Genomic DNA, 12,571 nt, shown 5'->3' on the forward strand with positions numbered 1-12,571 from the left:
ACGCCTGCGTGCGCAGGCATTCCGGACAGCGCACCGGTACCGACTCGCCCACAGCCCAACCCCCTGTCGTTCCGCCCCATCGTCCACCCATCCGACGACCCGGGGGAGGGTGTTCGGCCACTTCCGTGATCCCGGCGGGCGGACTTCTCTTGACGGCTCTCCGAACCCCGACCTACATTGCTTCCGTATAGCAGAACAGTATTTCCGCATTACGGAAACAGTCGGGTCGGCCTCCGAGACGAGCCGCCCGCCTGGATCCGCCCGGCCGAAGCAGGAGCACTCCCATGCCTCGTATGACCGCCGCCGCAGCGGCCGTTGAGATCCTCAAGCGCGAAGGCGTCACCCAGGCGTTCGGCGTCCCCGGCGCGGCGATCAACCCCTTCTACCGCGAGCTCAAGAACGTCGGCGGCGTCAGCCACACGCTCGCCCGCCACGTCGAGGGCGCGTCCCACATGGCCGAGGGCTACACCCGTGCCAAGGCCGGCAACATCGGCGTCTGCATCGGTACGTCCGGCCCCGCCGGCACCGACATGATCACCGGCCTGTACTCGGCCATCGCCGACTCCATCCCGATCCTCTGCATCACCGGCCAGGCCCCGGTCTCGAAGCTCCACAAGGAGGACTTCCAGGCCGTCGACATCGCCTCGATCGCCAAGCCGGTCACCAAGGCCGCGACGACCGTCCTGGAGGCCGCGCAGGTCCCCGGCGTCTTCCAGCAGGCCTTCCACCTGATGCGCTCCGGCCGTCCCGGCCCGGTCCTCATCGACCTGCCGATCGACGTCCAGCTGACCGAGATCGAGTTCGACCCGGAGACCTACGAGCCGCTGCCGGTCTACAAGCCGTCCGCGACCCGCGCGCAGGCCGAGAAGGCGCTGAGCTTCCTCCTGGAGTCCGAGCGCCCGCTCATCGTCGCCGGCGGCGGCATCATCAACGCCGACGCCTCCGACCTCCTCGTCGAGTTCGCCGAGCTGACCGGCATCCCGGTCATCTCCACCCTCATGGGCTGGGGCACCATCCCGGACGACCACGAGCTCGCCGCCGGCATGGTCGGCGTCCAGACCGCGCACCGCTACGGCAACGCGACCTTCCTGGAGTCGGACTTCGTCCTCGGCATCGGCAACCGCTGGGCCAACCGCCACACGGGCTACAACCTGGAGGCGTACACCAAGGGCCGGAAGTTCGTCCACGTCGACATCGAGCCCACCCAGCTCGGCAAGATCTTCGCCCCGGACTACGGCATCGCCTCCGACGCCAAGGCCGCCCTGGAGCTGTTCGTCGAGATCGCCAAGGAGTGGAAGGCGGCCGGCACGCTGCCCGACTTCTCCGCCTGGGCCGCCTCCGCGCAGGAGCGCAAGGCCACCCTCCAGCGCCGCACGCACTTCGACAACGTCCCGATCAAGCCGCAGCGCGTCTACGAGGAGATGAACAAGGCCTTCGGCCCGGAGACCCGCTACGTCACCACCATCGGTCTCTCCCAGATCGCGGCCGCGCAGTTCCTGCACGTCTACAAGCCGCGCCACTGGATCAACTGCGGCCAGGCCGGCCCGCTCGGCTGGACGATCCCGGCCGCGATCGGTGCCGCCACCGCCGACCCGGAGACCCCGGTCGTCGCGCTCTCCGGCGACTACGACTTCCAGTTCATGATCGAGGAGCTGGCGGTCGCCGCCCAGCACAAGGTCCCCTACGTCCACGTCCTCGTGAACAACGCCTACCTCGGTCTGATCCGGCAGGCGCAGGGCGGCCTCGGCATCAACTTCGAGGTCAACCTCGAGTTCGAGAACATCAACACCCCGGAGATCGGCGTCTACGGCGTCGACCACGTCAAGGTCGCCGAGGGCCTGGGCGTCAAGGCGATCCGCGTCGAGGACCCGAACAAGCTGGGCGAGGCGCTGGAGGAGGCCAAGAAGCTGGCCGTCGAGCACCAGGTCCCGGTCGTCGTCGAGGCCATCCTGGAGCGCATCACCAACATCGCCATGAGCAAGACGGTCGACATGAGCGACGTCACCGAGTTCGAGGACCTGGCCACCGAGCCCGGCCACGCGCCGACCGCGATCAAGGCCCTCCAGGTCTGATCACTCTGATCACTCTGATCGCGGAGCCGTGAGACGGCCCCCGCCCCGAGGAGCACCGGGGCGGGGGCCTCACCCTTTCCCGCCTTTCCCGTCTTTCCCGTCTTTCCGTCTTTCCCGCGGACCTCGGCCTTCCTGCGCCCGTACGAGCACCGCGCCCGCCGCCGTCCACTCGTAGAGGACCGAGCGGCCCGACCGCCCCCGCCGGACGAGCCCGGCGTCGAGCAGCACCTTCAGATGGCGGCCGACCGAGCCGAGCCCCTGCCCCGTGAGCGCCACCAACTGGCTGGTGGAGAGGGGGGTCCCGAGTCGTACGAGCACTCCGGCGCGGGCCGTTCCGATCAGGGCTCCCAGGGCCTCGGGGACGGTCGGGCCGGTCGCGTCCGCGAGGGCTCCCGCGCAGGCGTAGACGACCGCGTAGCGCTCCGTCCCCTCCCAGGACACCCAGCCGGTGGCCGGCGTCACCGGCACGAAGAGGAGTCGCCCCCGGTCGACCGAACGCGGGGGATAGTCACGGGTGTTCACCTGGAGCCGCCCGTCGCCGAGCCAGCGCATCTTCCCCGGGCACAGCTCGTCGAGCGCCGCCGCCCAGCCTCCCCGGCTCAACAGGGCCGTCCGGGCCGTCACATCGGCCTCCAGGACCCTCCGCCGCCGCGCCCAGTCCGGCAGCACGGTCTCCCGCCACACCCAGCCGAGCACGCCGGCGAGCCGGTCCGGCAGGTCCCGTGCCGAGCGCAGCGGCTCCGGTACCGGGCCGCCCATCGCCACCGCCAACTGGTCGACGGCGTCGGCGGGTTCGGCCGAGCGGACCGCCTCGACCTCCTCCTCGAAGCTCCGCTCGCGGTCGCCCAGCGGGGTCGGGGTGAGGAAGTCCGCGTTCCAGGTGGGGCCGATCGCCGCCCGTACGAGCAGGGCGTCGAGCGGCTCGGCCGCGAGCCGCTCCCGGTACGCGGGCAGGTGCCGGGCGAGCCAGGCCCGCTCGCCCGGGTGCGCCGACGCGGCCGAGTGGAGGGTCTTGAGCGAGGCGACGGTCTCGGCGAGCGGCGAGAGCACGAACGAGCTCGTCGCCAGGGTGTCCGTACCGATCTGCCACCAGCCCATGTTTCGCCTCCCCGCGAAACATTACCGGTGGTCGCCGCGCTCTCCGAGACTCCCCGCATGCCCCGCTACCGCGCTCTCTTCCGTACGCCCGAGTTCACCCCGCTCTTCCTCACCGGCGCCGCGCACACCGCGGCCCAGACCGTCGCAGGGCTCGGTCTCGCCACGCTCGTCTTCCGCGCGACCGGGTCCCCCTTCCTCGCGGCCCTTGCCCTCTTCGGCCCCTCGCTCGCCCAGCTCCTCGGCGCGACGACGCTGCTCTCCGCCGCCGACCGGCTGCCGCCGCGCGCCGCGATCTCCGGCATCGCCCTCTTCTTCGCGCTCGGCACCGCCGTCCTGGCGATCCCCGCCCTGCCGACCTGGGCGGTCTTCGTGATCCTGCTCGCGGAGGGGCTCGCGGCCTCGCTGGGCGGCGGGGTGCGCTACGGGCTCCTGAACGAGATCCTCCCGCGCGAGGAGTACCTCCTCGGCCGCTCCGTGATGAACATGGCCACCGGAGCCTTCCAGATCGGCGGCTTCGCCACCGGTGGGCTCCTCGTCGCGCTGCTCTCGCCCCGCGGCACGGTCCTCGCCGGCGCCGGGCTCTACCTCGCGGCCGCCCTGACCGCCCGCCTGGGCCTCGGGTCCCGCCCGCCCCGCGCGGCCGGGCGGCCCTCGGCCGCCGAGACCTGGCGCACCAACGGCCGCCTCCTGTCCGTCCCCGCCCGCCGCCGCGCCTACCTCGCGCTCTGGGTCCCGAACGGCCTGATCGTCGGCTGCGAGTCCCTCTTCGTGCCGTACGCCCCCGAGCGCGCCGGGCTCCTCTTCGCCTGCGGCGCGCTGGGAATGCTGGCCGGCGACACCGCCGTGGGCCGCTTCGTCCCCGCGCGCCTGCGCGACCGGATCCGCTTCCCCCTCCAGGCGCTCCTGGCGGCCCCGTTCCTCCTGTTCGCCTTCGACCCCGAACTCCCGCTCGCACTCGTCCTGGTGACGGTCTCGGCGGTCGGCTACGGCGCGAGCCTGCTGCACCAGGAGCGACTCATGACCCTGGTCCCGGAGAACCTGAGCGGCCACGCCCTCGGCCTCCACACCTCAGGCATGCTCGCCCTCCAGGGCGCAAGCGCCTCCCTGGCCGGCACCCTCGCCCAGTACACCTCCCCCCGCACGGGCATGGTCCTGCTCGCCCTCGCCTCACTCACGGTGACGTTCCTGCTCGCCCGTGCGGAGGGGAGGGGCGCCGGATCGCGCGAGCGATCCGCTGTGGAGGCGTAGAAGCCGGGGAGGTGCGGAAACGAAGAAGAGCGCGGAACCAGGGACCGTAAACCTGGTTCCGCGCTCTCCCGTTGTGACCGCCCGACGGCACGAGGCTGGCGCGACAGGACGTTCGTGTCGCCGGGCGGAGTCTGGGGGGTGCCTGCTCCGGAGCCGGCGGACGGAGTCCGACGCGGCCGTGCGAAGCCTGCGAAGCAGTGCGAGGGCGGCGTCGAGAGTGGGTCGTTCGTGTCGCCGGGCGGAGTCTGGGGGACCCCTCGCGAAGGGGCGTTGGGACCGCGGCGGTGCCGACGGGCGCCGGGTGGTTCCCCTTCCTTCAGGTCAAGAAGGGGGCCCTGCGTCCTTACCACCGCACTGGCTCGGAGCCGCCGCGGTCCTCACGCTTGTCCGGTTCGCCGACCACCCCTCATCCGGGCCGGCGATCCGGACCACGTACGGCACTGACCTCCCGTCAGGTGCCGTACGCAGTCTGGTCGGTCAGTCCTCGCGCAGGGCGCGGACGGCCTCCTCGACGCGCTTGCCGTAGTCCGCGTCGGCGGCGGCGAAGTGCGCGAGGTTCTTCTCGATGACGTCCTCGCGGGACACCTGGGACAGACCGCCGGCGATGTTGGCGATCAGGCGCTTCTTCTCGTCCTCGGACATCAGGCGGTAGAGCTCGCCGGCCTGGAAGAAGTCGTCGTCCTTGGTGTGGGCGGGCGCCGCGTGGGTGCCGGTCCAGCCGTGGATGGCGAGCGGCGCGGAGAGCGCGGCGTCGGTCTGGGCCGGGCCCTGGTGCGAGTTGGGCTCGTAGTTCTTGTCGTGGCGCGAGCCGTTGCGGGTCGCCATGGCGCCGTCGCGACCGTAGTTGTCGGCCACCGTCGCCTTGGGGGCGTTCACCGGGAGCTGGGTGTGGTTGACGCCGAGGCGGTAGCGGTGGGCGTCCGCGTAGGCGAAGAGGCGGCCCTGGAGCATCTTGTCCGGCGAGGGGCCGATGCCCGGCACGAAGTTGTTCGGGGAGAACGCGGCCTGCTCGACCTCGGCGAAGACGTTGTCCGGGTTGCGGTCGAGGACCAGGCGGCCCACGCGCTGCAGCGGGTAGTCGCTGTGCGGCCACACCTTGGTGAGGTCGAACGGGTTGAAGCGGTAGTCCGCGGCCTCGGCGGCCGGCATGACCTGGACGTACAGGGTCCACGAGGGGTTCACACCGCGCTCGATGGCCTGGAGCAGGTCCGTCTGGTGCGAGTTGGCGTCCTTGCCGACGAGCTCGGCGGCCTGGTCGGCGGAGAGGGAGCGGATGCCCTGGTTCGTCTTGAAGTGGTACTTGACGAAGAAGGCCTCGCCCGCCTCGTTGGTCCACTGGTAGGTGTGGGAGCCGTAGCCGTTCATGTGACGGTACGAGGCCGGGATGCCGCGGTCGCCCATGAGCCAGGTGATCTGGTGGGTGGCCTCGGGGGCGTGCGCCCAGAAGTCCCAGACGTTGTCCGGCTCCTGCTTGCCCGTGAAGGGGTCGCGCTTCTGCGAGTGGATGAAGTCGGGGAACTTGATCGGGTCCTTGATGAAGAACACCGGGGTGTTGTTGCCGACGAGGTCGTAGTTGCCCTCTTCGGTGTAGAACTTCAGGGCGAAGCCGCGGGGGTCGCGGACCGCGTCCGCGCCGCCGAGCGAGTCGGCCACGGTGGAGAAGCGGATGAAGGTCTCGGTCCTCTTGCCGACCTCGCCGAGGAAGTCCGCCTTGGTGTACGCGGTGACGTCGTCGGTCACCTCGAAGTAGCCGTACGCGCCGGAACCGCGGGCGTGCACCACGCGCTCCGGGATCCGCTCACGGTTGAAGCGCGCGAGCTTCTCCAGCAGGTGCTGGTCCTGGAGGAGGAGAGGGCCACCGACGCCGGCGGTGGCGGAGTTCTGGTTGTCGGCGACGGGGGCGCCGGACTCGGTCGTAAGCACGCGCTTCGACATCGTGACCTTCCGTACGGGAGCTCTGCTGACGGTCCGAGGAGCGTAAATTCGGCTTGAACGTAACGTCAACAGTTTGTTGAAAATGAAGTGTGGTGTTCCGGTCGGCGGCGACGCCTGGGCGCGACAGGACAGGTTGTCAGCGCCGCCGCCGACCGGAAATCAGGGGCCCCGATGGAGGGGCGTGGGATCAGACCTGCTGGCCGGAGAGGCGCTCGACGGCGCGCAGCAGGGCCGAGTGGTCCAGGCCGCCGTCACCCTGCGCGCGCAGCGAGGCGACGAGCTGGGCGACGACCGCGCCGACCGGGAGGGCCGCACCGACGTTGCGGGCGGCGTCGGTGACGATGCCCATGTCCTTGTGGTGCAGGTCGATCCGGAAACCGGGCTTGAAGTCGCGGTTCAGGAAGTTGTCCTTCTTGCGGGTCAGCACGGTCGAGCCGGCCAGGCCGCCGTTGAGGACGTCGAGGGCGGCGTTCAGGTCCACGCCCGACTTCTCCAGGAAGACCACGGCCTCGGCGCAGGCCTGGATGTTGACCGCGACGATCAGCTGGTTGGCGGCCTTCACCGTCTGGCCGGAGCCGTGCGGGCCGCAGAGCACGATGGTCTTGCCGAGGGCCTCCAGGATCGGGAGGGCCTCGTCGAAGTCGGCCCGCTCGCCGCCGACCATGATCGAGAGCACGGCCTCGATGGCGCCGGCCTCGCCGCCGGAGACGGGGGCGTCGATGACGCGGATGCCCTTCTCCTTGGCGTTCTTCGCCAGGTCGACCGAGGTCTGCGGGGTGATCGAGGACATGTCCACGATCAGCGCGCCCTGCTTGGCGTTCTCCAGGATGCCCTCGGGGCCGTAGGAGATGGCCTCGACCTGCGGGGAGGCGGGCACCATCGTGATGATGACGTCGGCGTCCTTGACGGCCTCGGCGATCGAGCCGGCCGCGGAGCCGCCGGCCTTGGCCAGGCGGTCCAGCTTGTCCTGCTCCAGGGTGAAGCCGGTGACCGAGTAGCCGGCCTTGAGGAGGTTCTCGGACATGGGGGAGCCCATGATGCCGAGGCCGATCCAAGCGATCTTGGGGAGGTTGCTCATGAGGGTGCCTCTCGAAACAAGGTGATACGGGGAGGGGGCCTGCGTCAGCGAGCCGGGCGGGCCTCGGCGGGCAGCCACTCGAAGGACGCGGCGGCGTCGGCGGCCTTGTACTCCAGGCCGACCCAGCCGTCGTAACCGGCCTTCTTCAGCTCGTCGAGGAGCTGCTCGAGCGGCAGGTCGCCGGTGCCCGGCGCGCCGCGGCCCGGGTTGTCCGCGATCTGGACGTGGCCGGTCTTGGCCGCGTACTCCGCGATGACCTGGCTGACGTCCTCGCCGTTCATCGACAGGTGGTAGATGTCGAGGAGGAACTTGGCGTTGCCGAGGCCGGTGGCCGCGTTGACCTTGTCGACGACCTCGATCGCGGAGGGGGCGCTCACCAGCGGGTAGAGCGGCGACTCCGGCTTGTTCAGGGTCTCGACGAGGAGGATCGCGCCGATGCGGTCCGCCGCGCGGGCGGCCAGGACCAGGTTCTCCAGGGCGAGGGTGTCCTGGATCTGCGGGTCCACGCCTTCGACGCGGTTGCCGTAGAGGGCGTTGAGCGCCTTGCAGCCGACCGAGGCGGCGAAGTCGGCGGCCACCTCGATGTTGGCGCGGAAGCGGTCCGACTCTTCCCCGGGTACGGAGAGGGCTCCGCGGTCCGGGCCGGGGAGCTGCCCGGCGTAGAAGTTCAGGCCCACCAGCTGGGTGCCGGCGTCCTCAAGAGCCTCCTTGAGGGCGTCGAGCTCGCTCTGCTCGGGGGTGGCGGTGTCGATCCAGGGCCACCACAGCTCGACCGCGGTGAAGCCCGCCGCGGCGGCGGCCGCGGGGCGCTCCAGGAGCGGGAGTTCCGTGAAGAGGATCGACAGGTTCACATCGAAGCGCTGGTCCGTGTATCCCATGAGGGGCGGCGCTCCTTCCGTATTGCGGAAGTAAGTTTCTGTCTGACGGAATGTTGCAAGGCGGCCCTCGCACTTGTCAAGAGGTCCCCGCAGGTCCGGGGCTCCCGCGGGGCCGGGTGGGGCCGTAGCGTGGGGGCCATGGAGCGTTTGAGAGTGGAGTTCACGACCGAGCCGTTCGACCTCGACGAGGCGCCGGCGCACGCGGTCGTGGCTCGTGAGGTCATCCAGTCGGCCCAGCTGGACGCGGTCGACGTCGGCCCCTTCGGCAACACGGCGGAAGGCGGCGCCGACGCGGTGCTCACCGCCGTCGACGCCCTGCTGCGCAGGTCGCTCGCGGCCGGCGCCACCCGCGTCTCGCTCCAGGTCAACGTGATCGGGGAGGGCGAGAAGTGAGCGAGCACCCCTTGGTGGCGGCGGTGAAGCCCCTGGTGGACGCCATGGGCGCCGAGCTGCTCGGCCCCGCGCAGGCGGAGGTCGACGACGTCGTCCTGTCCTGGGAGGGGGAGGACGTGCTCGCCGTGCGTCTGCCCCAGCTCTCGGAGTCCCTGGACCACATCCTCGTCGCGATGGAAAGACGGCACGGGATGCCGCTGGCCGAACTGGACCGCAAGGCGAAGCAGGAAGTCGTCCGGATCCTGGAGGCGCGGGGTGCCTTCTCGGTGCGCCACGGGGTGGAGACGGTGGCCGGGGCGCTCGGCGTCAGCCGCTTCACGGTGTACAACTACCTCAACCGCGAGACCGCCCTGAGCAGGGAAAAGGCCGCCAAGGGCGAGTAGTTGATCATGTGTGGCAGGGGGCCGTCGTCCAGATGTCGGGACGACGGCTTTTGTATGGCCGAGTTTTCAACAAAGTGTTGACGTTGTGTTGCGGAGGGCGTTAGCTATCCGCAGCCCGTCCGACGCACAGCGAAAAACAGCCACGGAGGCTTCCCGTGACTTCAGGTACGACACCGGGCCTCACCCGGTTCAACACCTCCTCGGACAGCGAGGCCGTAGCCGCGCTCCACGAGGTGTGTTCCAGTTCGGCGTGGGGGAGCAAGCTGCTCGCCCAGCGCCCGTACTCCACCGCCGAAGCCCTCTTCCTCGCCAGCGACGCCGCCATGGCCGAGCTGACCGCGGAGGACCTGGCCGAGGCGATGGCGGGGCACCCGCCGATCGGTCGTCCGAAGGCCGGGGACCCGACCTCCTCCCGCGAGCAGAGCGGGATGTCCGGCGCCTCCGCGGAGCTCAAGGCCGAGATGCTCGAACTCAACCTGGCCTACCAGGACAAGTTCGGCCACGTCTTCCTCATCTGCGCCACCGGCAGGACCGGCGAGCAGATGCGCGACGCGGTCCGGGAACGGATCGGCAACGCGCCCGAGACGGAGCGGGAGATCGTCCGCACCGAACTGGGCAAGATCAACCGCATCCGGCTGACCCGTCTCGTAGAGACTCCCGAGGAAGAGAGCTGAGCATGAGCACCGACACCACCGCCTCGGTGTCCACACACATCCTGGACACCAGCATCGGCCGCCCGGCCGAGGGCGTGGCCATCACGCTCGCGGCCCGCAGCGGCTCCGACGCGGAGTGGGTCACGCTCGGCGGCTCCGCCACCGACGCGGACGGGCGCTGCAAGGACCTGCCGGCGCTGCCGGAAGAAACCACCCACGTGCGTCTCGACTTCGAGACCGAGACGTACTTCGCCAAGAAGCAAGCCGAGGCGCAGCAGGACGCCCCCCGCGTAAGGGACAGCGGTGCGTTCTTCCCGGAGGTGGCGATCACGTTCGCCGTCAAGCCGGGCGAGCACTACCACGTACCGCTGCTGCTCAACCCGTTCGGCTACTCCGTTTACCGAGGGAGCTAGCAGACATGCCCACGATTCTCGGCCAGAACCAGTACGGCAAAGCAGAGAACCGCGTCGTCAAGATCACGCGGGACGGCGCCACCCACCACATCAAGGACCTGAACGTCTCCGTCGCCCTCTCCGGCGACCTCGACGACGTCCACCTCACCGGTTCGAACGCCCACTGCCTCCCCACCGACACGACGAAGAACACCGTCTTCGCGTTCGCCAAGGAGTACGGCATCGAGTCCGCCGAGCAGTTCGGCATCCACCTCGCCCGCCACTTCGTGACGAGCCAGGAGCCGATCAAGAAGGCGCGCATCCGGATCGAGGAGTACGCCTGGGAGCGCATCGCCTCCTCCGACGCCAACTCCAAGTTCATCGGCGCCGACGAGGTCAACCACTCCTTCGCCCGCAAGGGCCAGGAGACCCGCGTCTCCCAGATCACCTACGACGGCGAGAAGTGGGAGGTCATCTCCGGCCTCAAGGACCTCGTCGTCATGAACTCCACCAACTCGGAGTTCTGGGGCTACATCAAGGACCGGTACACGACGCTCCAGGAGGCGTACGACCGCATCCTGGCCACCCAGGTGTCCGGTCGCTGGCGGTTCAACTGGACCGACGACGACCAGCGCATGCCCAACTGGGAGCGGTCCTACGAGCAGACCAGGAAGCACATGCTCGAGGCCTTCTCGGAGACGTACTCGTACTCCCTCCAGCAGACGCTGTACCAGATGGCCACGCGCATCATCAACCACCGCTCGGAGATCGACGAAGTCCGCTTCTCGCTCCCGAACAAGCACCACTTCCTGGTGGACCTCGAGCCCTTCGGCCTGAAGAACGACAACGAGGTCTACTACGCCGCCGACCGCATGTACGGCCTCATCGAGGCCACCGTCCTCCGCGACGGAGCCACGGCGCAGATCCCGGTCGACATGACCAACCTCTAAGCGGCATCCGCGTGACCGGCCCCGCCCGCCCGCAGTCGGGCGGGGCCGGTGCACCGGACCGGAGGGAACAACAATGGCTCAGCCTGCAAAGGGGCCGGCACCCGCCGAAGGCCCGTGTTCCACCCCGTCCACCACCACCTCGGCCCCGGTCGAGTGCCACCCGGTGGACGAGAAACTCCCCGCCTCGCGGCTCGTCCCCGCGGCACTCCAGCACATCGCCGCCATGTACGCCGGCGTCGTCACCCCTCCGCTCATCATCGGCCAGGCCGTCGGCCTGGACGCCGCAGGAATGACCCGGCTCATCGCGGCCAGCCTGCTCATCGCCGGCTGCGCGACCATCCTGCAGACCCTCGGCCTCGGACGCTTCGCCGGAAACCGGCTCCCGTTCGTGAACGCCGCCTCCTCCGCCGGCATCGCCCCCATGCTCGCCATCGCCGAGACCAGCGCCCCCGGACACCAACTCCCCGCCATCTACGGTGCGGTGATGGTCGCCGGAGTCTTCTGCCTCGCCGTCGGACCCTTCTTCGGCAAGCTCCTGCGCTTCTTCCCGCCGCTCGTCACCGGCGTCGTGATCACCCTCATCGGCGTCACCCTGATGCCCGTGCCCGTCGGCTGGGCCCAGGGCGGCGACAAGACCGCCGACGACTTCGGCTCCATGAAGTACCTGGCGCTCGCCGGCTTCACCCTCGTCGTCATCCTGCTCTTCCAGCGCTTCGGCAAGGGCTTCGTCAAACAGATCGCCCTGCTGCTCGGCCTGCTCATCGGCACCCTCGCCGCGATCCCCTTCGGGATGGCCGACTTCAGCGCCCTGCGCGAGGCGCCCGTCGCGGCCCTGCCCGCGCCCTTCGCCTTCGGCGCCCCCGAGTTCCAGCCCGCCGCGATCCTCTCCCTGTGCATCGTGATGCTGGTCCTCATGACCGAGTCCAGCGCCGGCATGCTCGCCCTCGGCGAGATCTGCGAGCGCCGCAGCGACGGGAAGACCATCACCCGCGGCCTGCGGACCGACGGCATCGCCACCCTGCTCGGCCCCGTCTTCGGCGGCTTCCCGACCTCCGCCTTCGCGCAGAACGTCGGCGTCGTCTCGCTGACCCGGGTCCGCTCCCGGTACGTAGTCGCCGTCGCCGGCGGCGCCCTCCTGGTCCTCGGCGCCTTCCCGGTCCTCGGCGCGGTCGTCTCCATGGTCCCGATGCCCGTCCTCGGCGGCGCCGGCATCGTCCTCTTCGGCTCGATCGCGGTCAGCGGCATCCGTACCCTGTCCGAGGCCGGACTCGACGACAGCTCCAACATCATCCTGGTGGCCGTCGCGCTCGGAGCGGGCATCATCCCGCTCGCCGCGCCCACCTTCTACGCCGGCTTCCCCGCCTGGGCGCAGACGGTGCTCGGCTCCGGCATCAGCGCGGGCGCGCTCGTCGCCGTCCTGCTGAACCTGTTCTTCCACCATCTCGGCACCCGGAGCCGTCACACCGCTCCGGCACTCAAATCCTCCTAGGG

Annotated in this window: 12 protein-coding genes; 8 read left to right on the forward strand and 4 right to left on the reverse strand. The window is 70.1% G+C overall.

The annotated features are described in order from the left end of the window. The first annotated feature begins 284 nt into the window (after positions 1 to 284). A complete protein-coding gene (gcl, locus tag GGE06_RS26275) occupies positions 285 to 2,072 on the forward strand; it encodes a glyoxylate carboligase (RefSeq protein ID WP_116158148.1) in 1,788 nt (595 codons plus the stop codon). Positions 2,073 to 2,141: 69 nt separating this feature from the next. On the opposite strand, the gene GGE06_RS26280 is transcribed toward gcl, so the two are convergent. After that, entirely contained in the window at positions 2,142 to 3,170 is a 1,029-nt protein-coding gene (locus tag GGE06_RS26280) for an ArsR/SmtB family transcription factor (protein WP_184931988.1), read from the reverse strand. Positions 3,171 to 3,227: 57 nt separating this feature from the next. Here GGE06_RS26280 and GGE06_RS26285 point away from each other — a divergent pair, with 57 nt between their 5' ends. Then, a complete protein-coding gene (locus GGE06_RS26285) occupies positions 3,228 to 4,418 on the forward strand; it encodes an MFS transporter (RefSeq protein ID WP_116165245.1) in 1,191 nt (396 codons plus the stop codon). Positions 4,419 to 4,895: 477 nt separating this feature from the next. Here GGE06_RS26285 and GGE06_RS26290 read toward each other — a convergent pair whose 3' ends face one another. The 3 genes from GGE06_RS26290 to GGE06_RS26300 all read right to left on the reverse strand — a co-directional run bounded on the left by GGE06_RS26290 (position 4,896) and on the right by GGE06_RS26300 (position 8,309). Then, positions 4,896 to 6,353, reverse strand: a complete 1,458-nt coding sequence (locus tag GGE06_RS26290) for a catalase (RefSeq protein WP_116158146.1) — start codon at positions 6,351 to 6,353, stop codon at positions 4,896 to 4,898. A 187-nt stretch (positions 6,354 to 6,540) separates the two neighbouring features. Then, a complete protein-coding gene (locus GGE06_RS26295) occupies positions 6,541 to 7,431 on the reverse strand; it encodes a 2-hydroxy-3-oxopropionate reductase (RefSeq protein ID WP_116158145.1) in 891 nt (296 codons plus the stop codon). Positions 7,432 to 7,475: 44 nt separating this feature from the next. Then, positions 7,476 to 8,309, reverse strand: a complete 834-nt coding sequence (locus tag GGE06_RS26300; RefSeq protein ID WP_184931989.1) for a TIM barrel protein — start codon at positions 8,307 to 8,309, stop codon at positions 7,476 to 7,478. 138 nt (positions 8,310 to 8,447) lie between these two features. Here GGE06_RS26300 and GGE06_RS26305 point away from each other — a divergent pair, with 138 nt between their 5' ends. From GGE06_RS26305 to GGE06_RS26330, 6 genes are all read left to right on the forward strand, one after another. Next, positions 8,448 to 8,702, forward strand: a complete 255-nt coding sequence (locus GGE06_RS26305; protein WP_116158143.1) for a YkoF family thiamine-binding protein — start codon at positions 8,448 to 8,450, stop codon at positions 8,700 to 8,702. A gap of 44 nt (positions 8,703 to 8,746) precedes the next feature. Then, entirely contained in the window at positions 8,747 to 9,085 is a 339-nt protein-coding gene (locus GGE06_RS26310) for a helix-turn-helix domain-containing protein (RefSeq protein WP_221518579.1), read from the forward strand. 155 nt (positions 9,086 to 9,240) lie between these two features. Then, positions 9,241 to 9,759 (forward strand): 2-oxo-4-hydroxy-4-carboxy-5-ureidoimidazoline decarboxylase, encoded by a 519-nt coding sequence (gene uraD, locus GGE06_RS26315; protein ID WP_184931991.1) that lies wholly within the window; start codon positions 9,241 to 9,243, stop codon positions 9,757 to 9,759. A gap of 2 nt (positions 9,760 to 9,761) precedes the next feature. Next, complete coding sequence (gene uraH, locus GGE06_RS26320) at positions 9,762 to 10,151, forward strand: hydroxyisourate hydrolase (protein ID WP_116158141.1); 390 nt, start codon at positions 9,762 to 9,764, stop codon at positions 10,149 to 10,151. Positions 10,152 to 10,156: 5 nt separating this feature from the next. Then, complete coding sequence (pucL, locus tag GGE06_RS26325; RefSeq protein ID WP_116158140.1) at positions 10,157 to 11,080, forward strand: factor-independent urate hydroxylase; 924 nt, start codon at positions 10,157 to 10,159, stop codon at positions 11,078 to 11,080. A gap of 73 nt (positions 11,081 to 11,153) precedes the next feature. After that, positions 11,154 to 12,569 carry a nucleobase:cation symporter-2 family protein gene (locus GGE06_RS26330; RefSeq protein ID WP_116158139.1) on the forward strand — a complete coding sequence of 472 codons (1,416 nt, stop codon included), beginning with the start codon at positions 11,154 to 11,156 and terminating at the stop codon, positions 12,567 to 12,569. Positions 12,570 to 12,571: the final 2 nt, after the last annotated feature.

The sequence above is a fragment of the Streptomyces nymphaeiformis genome (assembly GCF_014203895.1).
GTDB lineage: Bacteria > Actinomycetota > Actinomycetes > Streptomycetales > Streptomycetaceae > Streptomyces > Streptomyces nymphaeiformis.